The sequence below is a fragment of the Limosilactobacillus urinaemulieris genome (assembly GCF_932750685.1).
Lineage (GTDB): Bacteria > Bacillota > Bacilli > Lactobacillales > Lactobacillaceae > Limosilactobacillus > Limosilactobacillus urinaemulieris.
Genome location: NZ_CAKOBX010000003.1, coordinates 124,892 through 141,928, shown reverse-complemented (window position 1 = coordinate 141,928; position 17,037 = coordinate 124,892). Strand labels below are relative to the sequence as shown.

17 protein-coding genes are annotated in these 17,037 nt (G+C 40.1%); 10 read left to right on the top strand and 7 right to left on the bottom strand.

The window, feature by feature from the left end; all coding sequences use genetic code 11:
• Positions 1-18 precede the first annotated feature (18 nt).
• Positions 19-561, top strand: a complete 543-nt coding sequence (locus MR181_RS03270; protein ID WP_369807471.1) for a saccharopine dehydrogenase related protein — start codon at positions 19-21, stop codon at positions 559-561.
• Complete coding sequence (locus tag MR181_RS03265) at positions 558-1,076, top strand: DUF1836 domain-containing protein (protein WP_242334798.1); 519 nt, start codon at positions 558-560, stop codon at positions 1,074-1,076. Before MR181_RS03270 ends, MR181_RS03265 begins: the two co-directional genes overlap by 4 nt.
• Before the next feature lie 58 nt (positions 1,077-1,134).
• Here the strand turns inward: MR181_RS03265 and MR181_RS03260 are convergent, their stop codons facing one another.
• From MR181_RS03260 to ybaK, 4 genes are all read right to left on the bottom strand, one after another.
• Positions 1,135-2,238: an AI-2E family transporter gene (locus MR181_RS03260; protein ID WP_242334796.1), complete on the bottom strand. Its 1,104-nt coding sequence runs from the start codon at positions 2,236-2,238 to the stop codon at positions 1,135-1,137.
• 1 nt (position 2,239) lies between these two features.
• Positions 2,240-3,076 (bottom strand): TIM barrel protein, encoded by an 837-nt coding sequence (locus MR181_RS03255; protein ID WP_242334976.1) that lies wholly within the window; start codon positions 3,074-3,076, stop codon positions 2,240-2,242.
• Between the two features lie 329 nt (positions 3,077-3,405).
• The gene (locus MR181_RS03250) at positions 3,406-4,839 is read right to left on the bottom strand and encodes a C69 family dipeptidase (RefSeq protein ID WP_242334794.1); all 1,434 of its coding nucleotides are present in this window, start codon (positions 4,837-4,839) and stop codon (positions 3,406-3,408) included.
• A 99-nt stretch (positions 4,840-4,938) separates the two neighbouring features.
• Complete coding sequence (gene ybaK / locus MR181_RS03245) at positions 4,939-5,445, bottom strand: Cys-tRNA(Pro) deacylase (protein ID WP_242334792.1); 507 nt, start codon at positions 5,443-5,445, stop codon at positions 4,939-4,941.
• Positions 5,446-5,569: 124 nt separating this feature from the next.
• On the opposite strand from ybaK, the gene MR181_RS03240 reads away from it, so the two are divergent.
• Positions 5,570-6,301, top strand: a complete 732-nt coding sequence (locus MR181_RS03240; RefSeq protein ID WP_102169543.1) for a GntR family transcriptional regulator — start codon at positions 5,570-5,572, stop codon at positions 6,299-6,301.
• 64 nt (positions 6,302-6,365) lie between these two features.
• Here MR181_RS03240 and MR181_RS03235 read toward each other — a convergent pair whose 3' ends face one another.
• Together MR181_RS03235 and MR181_RS03230 are read right to left on the bottom strand one after the other, a co-directional pair.
• Positions 6,366-6,920: a DUF975 family protein gene (locus tag MR181_RS03235; RefSeq protein ID WP_242334789.1), complete on the bottom strand. Its 555-nt coding sequence runs from the start codon at positions 6,918-6,920 to the stop codon at positions 6,366-6,368.
• A 92-nt stretch (positions 6,921-7,012) separates the two neighbouring features.
• The gene (locus tag MR181_RS03230; protein WP_242334786.1) at positions 7,013-8,122 is read right to left on the bottom strand and encodes an acyltransferase; all 1,110 of its coding nucleotides are present in this window, start codon (positions 8,120-8,122) and stop codon (positions 7,013-7,015) included.
• A gap of 244 nt (positions 8,123-8,366) precedes the next feature.
• Between MR181_RS03230 and MR181_RS03225 the strand changes: the two genes are divergently transcribed.
• The 3 genes from MR181_RS03225 to MR181_RS03215 all read left to right on the top strand — a co-directional run bounded on the left by MR181_RS03225 (position 8,367) and on the right by MR181_RS03215 (position 13,354).
• Positions 8,367-10,778: a phosphoketolase family protein gene (locus MR181_RS03225; RefSeq protein ID WP_102169542.1), complete on the top strand. Its 2,412-nt coding sequence runs from the start codon at positions 8,367-8,369 to the stop codon at positions 10,776-10,778.
• Between the two features lie 178 nt (positions 10,779-10,956).
• Positions 10,957-12,306 carry an APC family permease gene (locus MR181_RS03220; RefSeq protein WP_369807484.1) on the top strand — a complete coding sequence of 450 codons (1,350 nt, stop codon included), beginning with the start codon at positions 10,957-10,959 and terminating at the stop codon, positions 12,304-12,306.
• Between the two features lie 145 nt (positions 12,307-12,451).
• Entirely contained in the window at positions 12,452-13,354 is a 903-nt protein-coding gene (locus tag MR181_RS03215; protein WP_242334780.1) for an ROK family protein, read from the top strand.
• A 51-nt stretch (positions 13,355-13,405) separates the two neighbouring features.
• Here MR181_RS03215 and MR181_RS03210 read toward each other — a convergent pair whose 3' ends face one another.
• Positions 13,406-13,870, bottom strand: a complete 465-nt coding sequence (locus tag MR181_RS03210) for an Rrf2 family transcriptional regulator (protein WP_191911094.1) — start codon at positions 13,868-13,870, stop codon at positions 13,406-13,408.
• Positions 13,871-14,034: 164 nt separating this feature from the next.
• Here MR181_RS03210 and MR181_RS03205 point away from each other — a divergent pair, with 164 nt between their 5' ends.
• Genes MR181_RS03205 through MR181_RS03190 form a run of 4 tightly spaced genes read left to right on the top strand, consistent with a single transcriptional unit; the run spans position 14,035 to position 17,001 of the window.
• Complete coding sequence (locus tag MR181_RS03205; protein ID WP_369807482.1) at positions 14,035-14,940, top strand: glycine betaine ABC transporter substrate-binding protein; 906 nt, start codon at positions 14,035-14,037, stop codon at positions 14,938-14,940.
• 22 nt (positions 14,941-14,962) lie between these two features.
• Positions 14,963-15,628 (top strand): ABC transporter permease, encoded by a 666-nt coding sequence (locus tag MR181_RS03200; protein ID WP_242334777.1) that lies wholly within the window; start codon positions 14,963-14,965, stop codon positions 15,626-15,628.
• Positions 15,603-16,373 carry an ABC transporter ATP-binding protein gene (locus MR181_RS03195; RefSeq protein WP_242334775.1) on the top strand — a complete coding sequence of 257 codons (771 nt, stop codon included), beginning with the start codon at positions 15,603-15,605 and terminating at the stop codon, positions 16,371-16,373. The genes MR181_RS03200 and MR181_RS03195 overlap by 26 nt, the downstream gene beginning before the upstream one ends.
• Positions 16,366-17,001 carry an ABC transporter permease gene (locus tag MR181_RS03190; protein WP_242334772.1) on the top strand — a complete coding sequence of 212 codons (636 nt, stop codon included), beginning with the start codon at positions 16,366-16,368 and terminating at the stop codon, positions 16,999-17,001. Before MR181_RS03195 ends, MR181_RS03190 begins: the two co-directional genes overlap by 8 nt.
• Positions 17,002-17,037 lie beyond the last annotated feature (36 nt).

Sequence of the window (17,037 nt, the reverse complement as noted above, 5' to 3'; positions counted from 1 at the left end):
GCTTAAGGAGGAATGCATGTGGGTAGAGTAGTACTGGTTGATAGCCGGGAGGACGAATTGGCACTTAAGATTATGAAGAAGGTGCCGGATGCCGTTGTATCAACAAATTTCAGGGTTCAATTTCAATCAGGCGATATCCTATGCTGGTTACCAAAGCCAAGCGATTACGTGGATGACGAAGTTCAGGAATTGGCCGATTTAATAGATCAGAGTACGTTTTTACCAATAAAAATTATCATGTTAAGCGTTCCTGGAACAGCAGACGATGCTTCACTTGAGCAAGTAGAGAAGTGGTATGGTAAGGATGCACGTTCGATGATAATGACGCATCAATATGCAATTAAGATGATTGATGAGTTTGAAATCCCGTATACGATTGTCCGCGTTCCACCATTGACGTCGGCTAATACAAGTGTTTCAGTTGTTGGTGAAGGACAACCAATGACTAGTGATAAATTAGGAATAAACCAACTAGTCTCGGTTTTCCAGACGGTTCTTGAAACCAACCGCTACCTTAATCAGTCGATTGGGATTGTTAATAGCGAGGGAGGTCAACAATGACAAACTTAACAGAATTTAAACGCTGGGAGAATGGTATTTCCCGGATGCATTTTCCAAAGTGGGAAGAATTACCAAGCTTGGGATTATATGTTGATCAAGTAGCAGCAGTAATTAATGAGTATTTAACTAGCTTGGGGATGGAACCTCTTACCAAGTCAATGATTAATAACTACGTAAAAAAGAAAACCATTCAAGCACCAATTAAGAAAAAGTATGCAGTTAACCAAATCGTTGACTTATTGTTGATTGGTTTCTTCAAAAATACTTTTACGATTAATGATATTCGACAAGGAATTCTTCAAGTCACTACTAAAGATTATCCTAAGCAAGCCTATGATCGGTTTGTGGAGGTCCTTAATGCACGGTTAAGGAATGAGCCGATCCCCACTAATCCTAATTTCAACTCGTCAAATGAACAGTTAATGGTTCTGGGGATTGACGCTGTCCTGGCTGGATTGAAAGCTCGATACCTGCTAGAAATAATGGCAGATAGTAATGAAACAGAAGAAGATTAAAAATATGGGAGAGTTAATCCAGAGTCCTATGTGACTTTAGAGTAACTCTCCCATTAAATTATTCATTTGCTAAGCGTTTATGGGTATCTGTCTTAATAATTTTATAGAGGGCAGCAAACAACGGTACAGTAAACATCATTCCTAAAATACCGTAAATTCCACCACCAATAATAACGGCGGCAAAGACCCAAACGCTAGGCAGACCGATTGATTTACCGACAACTAGCGGGTAGGTAATTCGGTTATCAAGCTGTTGAAGGACGATAATAAAGATTAAAAACATTCCTGCCTGAATTGGGGAAACAGCGAAGATAATAATTACGCCAATTCCGGCACCAAGAATTGCACCGATAATGGGGATTAGGGCACCAATTGCTGTTACCACACCAATCATTGATGCATATGGCATTCGAAGAACACTCATCCCAATAAAACAGAAAATTCCTAAAATAGCGGCATCCTTACACTGACCAACAATGTAGCTGCTGTAGCTATCATTAAAAACTTTGGTAACGTAGAAAATATGTTTGCCTAACCGGGGAAGGTAGGCATTAATAAGGCGTTTTATTTGGTGGCTCAGGGTTTCCTTATAAATTAGGAGGTAAATGGAGAAAAAGAGAGCAACCACTGCAGTCGCAACAGTTGAAAATACTGATGATGCAGTTGAAATGATTGCCTTAAAAGTTCCGCCAAAACCAGTAGTAAGGTATTTGCCGACCTGATTCCATTTAATCTTACCTAAGTCAAAACTATTCCATAAGGTATTTAGATCCTTATTATGTTCGATAAACTTTACGAAACGATTAACCACTTGGCCATGATTAGCCACCAGTAATTTGATACAAGAAACGAGTTCTGGGATTACCAATGATGAGACGATCACGAGGATCAGAATAATTGTTAGGTAAGAAAAAATAATCCCGAATAATCGCCGGTATTTTTGAGCTCGCTTTGTCTTAAACATTCTGGAATAGAGATGCTCATACTGATTGAGAAGAAGGTTAACAATGTATGCGATAATTCCACCAATTAAGAGTGGCATTGCAGCATTAGTAACTGAACTAATCAATTTAGCCGCTGCGGGCCAATACCTCACTGCCAGGTACAAGCAAAAAAGAGCGATTATTAATGATAGGTGGTTTTTTTGAATTTTAATTTTCACGCTATTCTCCTTGTATTAACTTTTTAGCGATGGTGGTAAGATAACGGTGACTTTCAACTTGTTCATGGCAATTCCATTGATCGTGAAGGTTGATTTCGTAGATGCTACTAGCATTTGGGTTTAGAAGCTTTAATACAGGTGCCCAATCAATTTTCCCCTTACCGAGCTGCAGGCTATCATGTGTTAGTCCCATTGAATCTACAAGGTGGTAGTGGACAACGTGATCACGCAAATGCTTAAGTGATGCCTGTAAGGCTTGATTATCACCATACATCTCAATAAAACAGTGAGAAGTATCGAATGCTAGTCGGTAATCGTGACTTAGTATCTCGTCTTCTTGTTCGGGATGACCATATGCAAATACTGGTGCAATCGAATTCTCAAACATAATATGATTACCACCGGCGCGAGCAAAGCGATCGAGACGGTGATAGACAGCCTGGCGTGCGGTTTCAACATTAGGATAAAGGCTGACCATTTCCTGGACTTCTTTTCCGGCATAACCTCCATGAACCAGGATCTGGATATCCCGTTTTTGTGCTAAATCAATTAACTTTTCGGTTGAACTTTCAATGAAACGGTATAGCTCTGGAAAGTTTTTCTCTGGTGCGACTACTTCTAAGTGCCAGTTCTTATAGACCATGGGGTGATGGATGACAATTTTCGTAATCCCTTTTGATTGAACATATTGAACTGCTTCATCAAGCCGTTGATACCCTTCAGGTGTAAAATCAGCAGCACTTGTATAAAACTCATATACGTCTGGGTGATATTGAAGACGATCGTCAATTTGCTGTTGATCGCTGCTTCCCTTTAATCCTAGCATCGGCATAACCATCATTGTCAGTCCTTCCAATAAAATTGTTACCTTCATTTTAGCAGATTATGTAGTTAGCGACTGACGAAGAAAGGAGAAACGTTTCACATGGAACAAAATAAGAAGCTGGGAATTAACTTTCTCGGAGGGACGGTTGACTAACCTAGAACGATGAATGATGATGAAATCATCAGAATCGTTCGTAGCCAAATAGGCTTGCTCCGCTGCGTTAGGCTCGAGTCCCTCAGTTAATTCCCGCGATTAGACTCTATAGGTTTGGAGAGCGCTAAATATGGAAAGAGGATGAGAAAAACGCCTAGTTTTTTCTCATCCTCTTAGTGGTGAATGTACTACAAATTCTTATCCATAATAAAGGTTAATTTAGAAAGCTCAAGACCATGCATAATCAAGTTACTCATTAACTCTTTAGTCCGTTTTGCCATTTCTGCAACCATTTTGTGGGTTTCTTCACTGAGATAGGCACAAGCATCATTGTCACTCATTCCTTCAACCTTTGGTGCAACTTGACTGACCCACCGGTAAAGGTATTCACGTGAATCTTTTAAGTAGTTAAGGTCATCTTGAGCAAATTCAGCGTGATGAGCTTCAACAATCATTGAAAGTGCTCGATACATCCAGTAAGCGCTCTTTAGATCCATATTAAGTTTCTTTGGTGTTTCACGGTAGCTGACATCAATATCATCTGCGTTACCAAAGAATGGAATATATGGAGTAAAGGTTGGGATACCAAAGCTCATCCACATAATGGTAGAGGCGGCTTCTGGTAAATCATTCCGTACTTGAAGAACATGGGAGTTTTGTGTTCGGTTAAGAGAAATTGGCCGGAACAAGTGCTTTTTTTCTTCGGTACCATGGCCTAACGGATCATACGGGGTACCCTGGTAGTGACTACTCAAAATTTTTTGTACATCTGCCAAAGTAATCCGGTGGTTGGTTCGCATAATGAATGGAAGATCAAAGTCGAGCGGATCCTGTTCTACACTTGGATTGAGGACCTTATGGCCATACCATTGCCGTGGTGTGTTGTAGTGTTGATCAAATACATCTGCCGTTCCAAAAATGTGACGGAAATCCCAGCCATACTTATCAGGGTTAAGGCGATTCTTTTCAACAAATTCTTGAATACCTTCTGACCACATAAAGTTATCAGAATCGTTGAAGTCTACTTGTTGGATGGCAACCCGGTTACCAGTTACTGCATAAGCATCATCTGGGATTCGTTCAGCAACCCAGTGGTGACCAGTAACAATTTCCATGTACCAGATATCATTTTTATCGCTAAAAATAACCCCGTTTCCTTCAGCAGAACCATACTTTGCGATTAATTGACCGAGGTACTTAACACCATCTTTAGCACTATCAATAAATGGAAGTGTTGCGGCAACGATTAGGTCTTCATTAATTCCGGATTCGGTATTTAGCGGATCACATGCCAGAACTCGTTCGTTAGCATAAACACTTTCAGTGGCACTCATTCCAACATTCTTTTCGTTAAAGCCACTTTCATCGAAAACTCCCTCAGTTTTGTAATTAACGTTTGGAGTTCCTTGGTACCGATAACCATCAGCTGGCCGATCAACAACACACTTATTTAAGTATGCTTTTACTTGATTAGGGTGATTATGGTAAGCAGGATAAGTGACGAACCGCTGTGGTGTTAATGGGCCAAACGTATCATCATTTCTTGCTGCCATTGTTGAGCCGTCAATTGTAGCGTCCTTACCAACCAGGACGGTGGTACAAGCAGATAAGTTTTTCTTCATCTATTTCAAGACCTTTCTAGATAAAACATAAAAAATTGGTCATTATTATTCTAAGCTTCTTAATACCGGTTATCAATTTACCCGCATAAGTTAACAATGCTAAGAATGTTGTTCAAGATCAGCAAATTCAGCGTGAACTAGTCTAGCTAAGTCCTCTGAATTCAATTTAACCGAACGGCCAAGCTTACCGGATGAAACGTAAATCTCCCCTTGTTCTTTCGCCTCATTATCAATGAAAATTGGGTACTGAAACTTTTCGTAAATACCAATTGGCGTGTTGGCACCATGGACATATCCCGTAGTCTTTAAGAGGTTCTTTAACGGCACCATGTTTACCTTTTTATTTCCAGAAACTTTTGCAAGCTTTTTTTCATCAAGGTGCTGATCTACCGGAATCACACCAACAAGCGGACCAGTAACATTCCCCGAAAGAACTAATGTCTTATAAATGTGGTGTTCATCAACACCAGAATGATCAACACTCATCGTCCGGACGTCACCATCTTGGTGGGTAGGAAATTCTGCTTGTTCATATGGAATATTATTTTTATCCAGGATTTGTTCAACCTGGGTTTTCTTCATTTTGCTTTTTTTCTTTTTACTCATAAATCTTAAGCTCCTTTTTTCTGGGACGAACCAATTTTTACTGAAATAGATCCCAATTTTAAATAGGTCTGCTATACTAGAAACAGAATTAATCGTCTATCAAATAATCCGAGGAGTAAATGACATGGCAGATTTAGTATACCGCTCAGTGATGAGTGATATAAAACAAAAAATCTTAGCAAATCAATATCCAGGAATGAAATTACCTGACGAGCGAAGTCTCAGTGCAAGCTATAAGGTGAGTCGTAGTTCGATCAAACGCGCACTTGGTGTTTTAGCTCAGCAGGGAATTATTTTCAAAAAACGAGGCTCTGGAACGTTTATTAATCCCTTATACCTAAAAAACCGGTCACTGTTTCGCTACGAAGGAAGTAACTTGGGAGTTACCGACAGTTTTAAGTTTGGTGACAAGAAGCAAAGCATTAAACTAATGGACTATCAGGTTATTCCCGCAAGTAAAGACCTTCAGCAGGACCTTTTCCTTGAAGATAATGATTTTGTCTACAAGGTTAAACGACTTCGCCTAATTGATGATCAACCTTTTATTATCGAAACTGGCTATATTCCAATTAAGATTATTCCAACACTTTCACCAGACATTGTTAAGAGTTCGATCTTTAACTATTTGGAAACCGCAAAGGGGAAGCGAGTTACAAAATCCTTTATGTCGATCAGCGTTGCTCCATCAAAGGCGGATGATCAGCGACTGCTTAAATTAAAGCCGACTGAACCGGTTGCCATTATGGAAGGGGTCTTCTTCCTTGACGATGGAACACCATTTGAGGTTTCTAATATGCGTGTTCATTATCGTTACATGAAATATGATACCTTCGTAAGTCTGGATCAGGAAAATTAAAATACAAAGAACGGCAAATCTGATGCTATAGATACGCTAGCATTAGGTTTGCCGTTCTTAATATTTAATTATCAGTTTGATTAGCGGATAACTTTCGATAGTAATTAGCGTTAGTTGCATGAATGTAAGGAATCAGCCAAAGAAAACCAAGACCAAACGGAATTGCTGCTAAGATTGCCCAACCAATAAAACTTAATTGAAGTAAGAAAAATTCCCATTTGTGCCCATCCATTAACCGCCGACTTTCAGTGATTGCTTGAGTTGGTGTCAGTTCCTCTCCATTGTCAACTCGATCCTTAACAATATAGTAGGCTTGTGAATAAGCTAGACCCTTAATGATCCCAGGAACAATTAAGAGGATTGTCCATAGGCAGAAGAAGATCGTTGATAATAGCCAGGTTAAAAAGATGGAGATTAATCGGTTAGATGTAAAGCCGAAAAACAGTGCCGTAAAATAGTTGGTGATTTTGTTACCATCAACGAGTTGCAAAAAGGCAATGCCAACTCCTGCGGCGATTAGTCCAGCAATGATTGTTCCAAAGCCACCGGTAAGACTACCAATCAATCCAGCAAGAATTGAGGCTAGTAGGCAGAACGCCATAAGTCCAGTTGCCAGCAAGTGATTGTCGTCCTAGCTTACGATAAGTTGATAACTCCTCCCAAAATAACTTTTAAGATATTACCAGCTAAATTCTAAAAAGACAACATAAATTAGCCATTAATTAGGTGGCGAAAGTGAAAGTTGTACTTAAGAGTTGACCATAACCAATGAAAACCATAGGCGGAAATAAATGCTAACAAAACGGTCATTAAAATTAGAAGCGGAAATTTAATCATTAACGGAATTGTCCAGTGAGCTAATAGTTTCCAGTTCCAGTAAAGCCAGAATACGTGGGAAAGGTAAGCACGGTGAGCATAAAGTGCCACCCAGTGAACTAGGGGTAGCCATTGACTGCGAAACTTTTGCATATACATCGCAATTGTTGCAATTAAGCCAATTGAAGCTAAATTGTAGAAAATCATTGATGGTAAATAATAGGGAGCGTTATCTAAACTAACTGGCGTACCATAATTAAAGAAGTTGAAAGTAACATAGTAAAGAAGGAGACACCAAATATTAACTAGCAGTCCCCAATGTTTCATTACGAATAAACAAATTGACTCATGGAAAACCCACAAGAGGGTACCGCTAACGGCAAAAATAATAAAACTCGGAAATATCCGATCAAACAAGTACCATTGCTGTGCTTGCGGACCGTGAAAAATTTCTAATTTGTAAATCCAATGCCAGGCTAATTCAAACGCTAGGGTGAGGATAAAGACAATTATTCCGCGTTGCGGGTTATCTGTACACCAACGGGCTAGTGCCCAGAAAAAGGGCATTAAGACGATAAACTGAAGCATCATGACGTTGTACCAAAGGTGTGGGGCGGCATTTCCGTTGATGAACTGCCAAACAAAGCTGGTTAAGTCGTGATAGTGGCCATGTTGTTGTAGTTGTGGCAGGAAAACTAGGTAGACCGTTGTCCAAAGAATTGAAGGAATGAACAAGATGTGCCAACGATTAATCATAAACCGAGGATAATCACACAGCCGAGCCTGGGGATGGGTACGGGTTGATGAAAAAAGAATACCAAAGATAAAAGCCGATGCGGAAAACTTAACTACTTCATATATTCCTCCAAGCAAGAATTGTTGACCCACGGGTAAGGGAGTTTGCATCAGAAAACTGATAATTGATTGGATCATTACGGTAATCACAGCGAAAAGTTTTACAAAGTCTCCAATATCCGCCTGACTGTTTGCGCCTAATTGTTGCAAAATTACTCCTCCATATTGTTATTTAAACTTACATTAATAAGTGTAAAGCGAGATTCTTTTTTCGTCACTAGTTTGGTAAGCTAATTATCCGTAAAAGCAAATTATATAAATTGGATCGGATCAATTTGTTAAAAGGTTGACTTTTATTTTAAATCCGTTATTATTAGTAATGTAAATTTGAATGATTTACGTATTGTTTAACGGCAAGAACGTATTTATTTATTCAGAAGGAGTGTTTATTAGAATGGCAGTAGATTACGATTCCAAGAAGTACTTGGAAAGTGTTGATGCTTACTGGCGTGCAGCCAACTACCTTTCAGTTGGTACATTATTCTTAATGGGTGACCCATTATTACGTCAACCATTAAAGGCAGAAGACGTTAAGCCTAAGCCAATTGGTCACTGGGGTACTATTGTTCCTCAAAACTTCATTTACGCACACTTAAACCGTGTAATTAAGAAGTACGACCTTGACATGTTCTACATCGAAGGTTCAGGTCACGGTGGCCAAGTTATGGTTAACAATTCATACTTGGATGGTTCATACACTGAAATTTATCCAGAATATACTCAAGATACTAAGGGAATGGCTAAGTTATTTAAGCACTTCTCATTCCCAGGCGGTACTGCATCACACGCCGCACCTGAAACTCCAGGTTCAATCCACGAAGGTGGGGAACTTGGTTACTCACTTTCACACGGTGTTGGTGCAATCTTAGATAACCCAGACGTTATCGCCGCTGTTGAAATTGGTGATGGTGAAGCCGAAACTGGTCCATTGATGGCATCATGGTTCTCAGACAAGTTCATCAACCCAATCAAGGATGGTGCGGTATTACCAATCATCCAAGTTAACGGTTTCAAGATTTCTAACCCAACTATCCTTTCACGGATGAGCGACGAAGAACTTACTAAGTACTTCGAAGGTATGGGCTGGAAGCCTTACTTCGTTTCAGCTTACAAGGAAGCTGATCGTGAAGGTGAATTTGATGGTTACAAGGACCACATGGAAGTTCACGAACAAATGGCTAAGACTATGGATACTGCTATTGAAGAAATCAAGGCTATCCAAAAGAATGCTCGTGAAAACAACGATGACTCATTACCACAATGGCCAATGATCATCTTCCGTGCCCCTAAGGGTTGGACTGGTCCTACTAAGGATCTTAATGGTAACCCAATCGAAAACTCATTCCGTGCTCACCAAATTCCTATTCCGGTATCACAAGATGACATGGAACACAAGGACATGCTTGTTGACTGGATGAAGTCATACAAGCCAGAAGAATTGTTTGACGAAAACGGTCACCCAGTTGCTCTTGTTGAAGAGAACACACCAGAAGGTAACCGTCGGATGGCTATGAACCCTATCACTAACGGTGGTATCGATCCTAAGCCACTTGTATTGCCAAACTACCGGGACTTTGCTGTTGATGTTCAAACACCAGGTTCTGTTGTAAAGCAAGATATGCTTGAATGGGGTAAGTACCTCAGCAAGATGGCTGAATTGAACCCTAACAACTTCCGTGGATTTGGTCCTGATGAATCTAAGTCAAACCGTCTTTACGCATTCCTTGACAATGACAAGCGTCAATGGATGGAAGGTATTCACGAACCAAACGATGAAAACCTTGCACCTGCAGGTCGGATGATTGATTCACAACTTTCCGAACACCAAGCTGAAGGATTCCTTGAAGGTTACACCTTAACTGGTCGTCACGGATTCTTCGCAACTTACGAAGCATTCGGCCGTGTTGTTGACTCAATGCTTACTCAACACATGAAGTGGTTACGTAAGGCTAAGGATCTCTACTGGCGTCACCAATACCCAGCATTGAACTTTGTTGATACTTCAACTGTATTCCAACAAGACCACAACGGTTACACTCACCAAGATCCAGGTCTGTTAACTCACATGTTCGAAAAGGAACGTCCAGATCTTGTTAAGGAATACTTACCAGCAGATACTAACTCTCTGATGGCTGTTTCTAACAAGGCCTTCAACGACCAAGAATGCATTAACATCTTCGTAACTTCCAAGCACCCACGTGCACAATGGTTCTCCATTGACGAAGCTACTGAGTTAGTTGATAACGGTCTTGGCTACGTTAACTGGGCATCTACTGACCAAGGTAGCGAACCAGATGTTGTCTTTGCATCAGCAGGTACTGAACCAACTGAAGAAGCTCTTGCTGCTATTGACATTCTTCATGACAACTTCCCTGAATTGAAGATTCGTTACATCAACATCATTGAAATTATGAAGTTGATGAAGCAAGACAAGAACCCAGAAGGTTTGTCTGACGCAGAATTCAACCGTTACTTCACTACTGACAAGCCAGTTATCTTTGCATGGCACGGATTCCGTGACATGATCCAAGCATTGTTCTTCGATCGTGCAAACCGGAACGTTCACATTCACTCATACGAAGAAAATGGTGACATCACCACTCCATTCGACATGCGTGTATTGAACGAACTTGACCGTTTCCACTTAGCTAAGGATGCTATCCAAAGTGTTCCTGGTTACGAACAAAAGAGTGCTGCATTTGTTGCCAAGATGGACAACATGATTAACAAGCACAACCACTACATCCGTTCAGAAGGTAAGGACTTACCAGAAGTTACTAACTGGACTTGGAAGGGTCTTAAGTAATCAACGGTGATTACTAATTAAACACTTAATAAATTGAAAATAGCTGAAGAAAAGCTTGCTTTTCTTCGGCTATTTTTTTGTTCTTAAGTTGAACGAAAAGATTTGTAAACTGATTTCTTGCAGGGTACAATTTAAGTGTAGATATTATTTTTGTTATAAAAGATTGAGGGTGAAGATTATCAGTGGAAAAGCAACAAGTCCCAAGAAGTTATCTTTTATTTCAATTTACTTTTTAGGCATTAATGGTGTTATTGGTTCTGGAGCATTTCTGTTGCCACAGGTTATTTATAAGGACATGAATTTAGCAAGTGTGCTTGTTCTCCTCTGTGCAGCTATTACCGTTAGTATGGTTGCCCTATGTTATGCGGATCTTTCTAGTAGGTTTACGGGTTCAGGAGCGGCCTGGCTATATTCTTACAATGCATTTGGACGCTTTTGGGGTTACGAGTTAGGGATCTTTACGTGGTTCTTAGGGTGCTGTACTTTATCAGCAGAAGTTGTTGCGTTATTAACAACGCTGAAGAGTTTCTTACCGGTCTTTAGCAATCATTGGGTTTATTATTCATCTGTATTTGGTTTAATTTTGTTCTTTTCACTTATTAATTTTTATGGAAGAACAATCGTAAAATTTGTTGATAACTTATCATCGGCTGCAAAAATGATTACGATGATCGTGTTCATTGTTATTGGTGCCTTTTGTATCCATTTTGCAAACTTTTCGCCAGTCATTCCGCATGCAGCGATGACTGGTGCAATGCCGTTAGCCAAACATTTTGGTGCGGCCTTTAGTGTTGTTTTCTATATGTTTACTGGTTTTTCCTTTATTCCGATTGCTGCCAAACAAATGAATAATCCTGAGAAGAACATTCCACGGGTTTTGATTTCAGTAATGATTAGTGTAACTATTTTATATTCGTTAATGATGTTAGTTGCGATTGGGATTTTGGGAACGAAAATGGTAAATTATAGCACACCAATTGCGAATGCATTTAATGCCGGTGTCGGTCGCTGGGGATATATTTTGGTTATTGCTGGGATGCTGATTAGTATTTTTGGTGTTGCATTTACAGCCTCATTTAATACGCCATCCTTAATTGCCTCTTTGGCGAGTGAACACGCAATGTTACCAAAGTGGATTGGAAAGAAGAATTCTCATGATGCTCCATGGGTAGCGATTATTTTAACCGCAGTAATTTCACTTCTTCTAGTAACGCAATCTTACCTGTTCTTGGTATCTTGTATTGTGCTTGCCTCATTTGTTCAATACGTTCCGTCAATCTTGGCGGTAATTAAGTTTAAGCATACTGATGAATTTCCAAACCATGGCTTTAAATTACCAGGTAAGTATGTAATTCCCGCACTTGCCTTGATAATTTCCTGTTATATGGTGACTAACTTTACAATTAAAACAATTACTGTAGGAGTAGTTGTCGCCGTGCTTGCTGCTGTATCGTACTTCTTTATTGAACGCGATGAAAAACATGAAGCTCGGCATCAGGTTAAGTTAGAGATGCTAAAACGGCATTAGGTCCGGGTGTAACCCTCTAGAGTTAGCTATTTAGCCGACTCTGGAGGGTTAAATTGATTATTTTAGTTCAAACCACTGATTTTCTTCTCTACGGAAAATAGTTGTGTATAATATTAATGATAACTGAAGTGAGGTGTTAGTGAGTATGCAACGGCAGTACCTAAGTATTGATATTGGTGGAACAACGATCAAAAGTGCCCGAATTGATCATTCTGGAAATATTATGACTAAGGGGAGACAGCTAACACCACGCTCCAAAGATGCTTTCTTGCAGGTCTTGCAAACAATTATCCAAGAAAATCCAGTAATTGCTGCCGTCTGCGTGAGCGTTCCTGGGATTGTTGATCCACAAACGGGGAGTGTTCAGTTTACAGGGGTATTGAGCTATATGGGAAAATTTGAGTTGGCCCAGTATCTTGAAAAGACGACCCAGTTGCCTGTCTACGTTGGTAATGACGCTAATTGTGCAACATTAGCGGAACAATGGCTAGGAAACCTGGTCGATGTTGACAATGGCGCGGTTATTACTCTGGGAACATCTGTTGGTGGCGGAATCGTAGTTAACGGAACACTCCTTCATGGTCCACATAGTCGTGCGGGAGAATTAAGTGCGATCGTAACTAATCGTGATGATCCACTAGCTGAACAACGAACGGTTGGCGCTACTACTTCAGCGGTTAGGATGGTTGAAATGGTAGCCCAAGCCTGCAATCTTCCTGATTCGGCAGACGGTCAACAGGCATTTCAAAAAATTATTGCTCATGATCCGCTTGCTTGGGAAATCTTTGAAGAGTATTGTCGACGGGTTGCCTATCTAATCGTTGCTCTTCAGGCAGTTCTTGACCTTGAAGTGGTTCTCATCGGTGGTGGAATTAGTGTTCAGCCAATTTTGATTGAGGAAATTAAAAACCAGTTTATTAAAGTTCAACAAGCGGATCGTCGATTGATGGCTGATATTATAATGCCAGCGATCAAAGCTGCTAATTTTGGTAATGAGGCTAATCTTCTTGGTGCGCTTTACGGGTTGCTTTTAAAAATTGAAAAATAAAAAGAGAAAGTAGGGACTAGAAAAACAAAATATTTTCTGGTTCCTGCTTTCTCATTTCAGGTTACTATTTATTAACTTTTGCGGGTCTTTCTCGCTCTGCTTAACAAGGATTGAGTTAAGAACATCTTGCAAAGAAATTGTTGCTAGTTTTGCTTTTGCTGCCATTTCTGCCTGATTATAAAAATTACTAAGGGTTGCCTGAATGTTACCACCAACAATGCAATCAGGATTTGTTTTAGGATCAATTGCAAAGAGGTGCTGTTCATCTTCGACCGCAAGGAAAACGTCATAGAGTGAAATATCTTTTGGCTCGCGCATCAGCTTAGGGTCAGCTGATCCATGGACGGTCTTGAGCAATCCGGCACTTCGTAGTTTTCCCATTAATCGACGAACAACAACTGGAGAAGTTTCAATGCTTGCGGCGATGTGCTCACTGCTTAATGGTAATTTACCCTTATAAGTTTCGATAAAAGCGAGAATATGGATACTATCGCTAAAACGGGTTGAAATTCTCATGTTAATTACTCCTTTTCTGTATAATTAATTGTAACAGCCGTTGTTACAATTATCCAGAAGTAAGTTGTTTGTATTTCTTGACAACGTATTATTGGTAATATAAGCTTAGGATTATAAGATTGATCGATGAAACTTTTTAAGTTACTAATTATGGAGATGGAAGAATGACAATTCATTTAAGAAAGTTGATTGCTAGACTAGCTTTGCTTTGCATAATGATTTTGGTTGGTAGTAGTATTTCAACGACCGTCAGTGCAAGCAGTAAGCCGATCATCGTTGGTTCTAAAAGCTTTTCGGAAAGTAAAACAGTTAGTGAAATTTACGCATTAGCGTTAGAACATGCCGGATATAAAGTAGTGCGGAAGCCGAATATCTCTAATTCTGTTGTTTTTCGTGCAGTCAAGACTGGGCAAATCGATGTTTATCCAGAATACACCGGAACAATTGTCGAGGCATACTTAAAGAAAAGCGCTAGTGGTAAGAATGCTTCACAGATGGCATCATTAGCACAGAATGGTGTAAAAAAAGATGGTTTAGTAACTTTTAATTATGCACCAGGTGACAATCGTCAGGGAATTGGAATGCGGGCGAGCGTTGCTAAAAAATATAATATTAAGACGTTAAGCGATCTCCAAAAGAATGCAAGTCATATTCGGTTTGTTTCTCAGGGTGAGTTTGATAAACGGGCGGATGCGTTACCCGGGATGAATAAGAAATACGGAAAATATAATTTCAAGTCCCATAAGGATTACGATGATAGCTTAAAGTATAAAATTATGTCACAAAACAAGGGAGACGCAGCACCGGTTTCTACTACGGACGGTCAGCTTGCTACTAGTAAGTTTACCCTGTTGAAAGATGATAAAGGACTATGGTCGCCATATAACCTTGTTCCGCTAGTAAATAAAAAGGCAGCTAAGAGTCACCCAAAGATGGAAAAAGCTTTGAACCAGGTTGATGCTAAGTTGACTACCAAGCAGTTGACTAGTCTTAATAAAAAGGTTGATGTTGATGGTCAGAACTATAAGACAGTAGCAAAAAATTGGTATAACGAACACGTATTGAATTAGCAGATAGGTCGTTTCAAAGGAGTTGGGGAGTGACGTTTTGTTAACGCAAATTATTCATTATTTTCAAACGGATAGTAGTCAATACTGGCTATACGTTTGGCAGCATATTTACCTTAGTGGAATTACATTGGTAATTGCAATGGCAATTGCGTTGCCATTGGGATATATTGGTTCGCGGATTAGGGCAGTAGCGGCATTTTGTACAGCTTTTTCCCAGGTGTTACGAATTATTCCAAGTTTAGCGTTACTCTTTTTATTAATTCCGTTTATCGGAACGGGGATGACCCCAGCATTGATTGCACTTGTCGTTTTGGCATTACCACCATTATTAATCAACACAATTCTAGGCTTTAACGAGGTTAGTCCGTTATATAAGGAAGTCGGAACTGCCCTAGGAATGAATCGTCAGCAGCTAAGACGACAAATCGAGATCCCGCTCGCCTTACCCTATATATTGAACGGGATTAAGCTGGCCCTTGTTGAAATTATTGCGAGTGCAACCCTTGCTACTTACATTGGCGCCGGTGGTTTAGGAACATTAATTTTTACCGGATTGGGGTTATATGATATGACCTATGTCATTATCGGTGGAGTTAGTGTAGCGCTCCTGGCGTTGCTTTCAATGGCTGGATTTGATTTTTTGATTAGGAGGGCCCGGCGGTATGACGAAGCCAGTTATTCAATTTAAACATGTTCAAAAGCGGTTTGGCGAAAATGTGGTAATTCCGGACTTGAGTTTTGAGATCAACCAGGGAGAGTTTGTGACAATCCTTGGTTCTTCTGGTTCTGGTAAGACAACGACCCTTAAAATGGTTAATGGTCTCTGGAAGCCGAATGCTGGGGGAATTCTGATTGATGGCCAAAAAATTAGTGATCTTGATCTAGTAAAATTACGTCGTCATATGGGCTACGTTGTTCAGCAGATCGGACTTTTTCCTCACATGACGATTGCGGAAAATATTGCGGTAGTACCGAAGATGCTGCATTGGGAGCAGCCAAAAATTGATCAGCGGGTGAAGGAATTACTTGCTTTAGTTCAACTTGATCCAGCAAAATATGCTGATCGGTACCCTAGTCAACTTTCTGGTGGGCAACAACAACGAGTTGGCGTTGCCCGGGCATTAGCTGTTAACCCGCCATATGTTCTTTTTGATGAGCCTTTTGGAGCATTAGATGCTCTAACGCGAATTGAGTTACAAAAAGAAGTTAAACAAATTCATGAATCACTGGCAAATAAAACATTCATGTTTGTTACTCACGATATTAATGAAGCATTCTTCTTGGGGCAAAGAGTAATGATAATGCACGAAGGACGAATTGAACAGTTTGCAACACCGGGAGAAATTATTTCTCATCCTGCGACTCCTTTTGTTAAAGAACTTTTGGGAACAGTTCATCAGAATCAAGAGCTCTGGAGGCAATATCATGATTGAATACTGGGAAACTAACTGGCCAACGATAATCATCGACTTGCAACAGCATGCTGTGATGGTTCTGGCTTCTTTAGGGATTGCTCTAGTAGTTGCAGGAGTAATTATTTTATTACTGATGAACAGAAGAAACTGGTTGAATGGTTTAACCTACTTTTTCTCGTTACTTTATTCAGTTCCCAGTTTTGCCTTTTTTGCTCTCTTATTGCCTGTTTCTGGCTTAGGGATGCGTACGGCAATTATTGTCTTAACAATTTATTGTGAGTACGTTCTATTAAGAACATTCATTACCGGTATTCAGGAGATCGACCCGGCATTAATTGAAGTTGCTAAAGGAATGGGGATGACAAGGAGGCAAGTATTCTTTAAGGTTCAACTTCCTCTTGCTACGCCTGCTATTTTTAGCGGACTCCAGGTTGCCTTAGCTTCAACAATGGGAATCGCTACAATTGCAGCTACGATTAATGCTGGTGGCTTAGGACAGCTATTGTTTGAAGGCCTTCAGGCACAGCAAGTAGTACCAATCCTATGGGGAACGTTGTTAACGGTTGTATTGACGCTCTTGTGTGCCGGGATCTTAAAGCTAATTGAATGGTTGCTAATTCATCATTGGCGAGCAGCAATTAATTAAGCAACTAATTAAAACGAGGTCTGAAAAAACAAAACG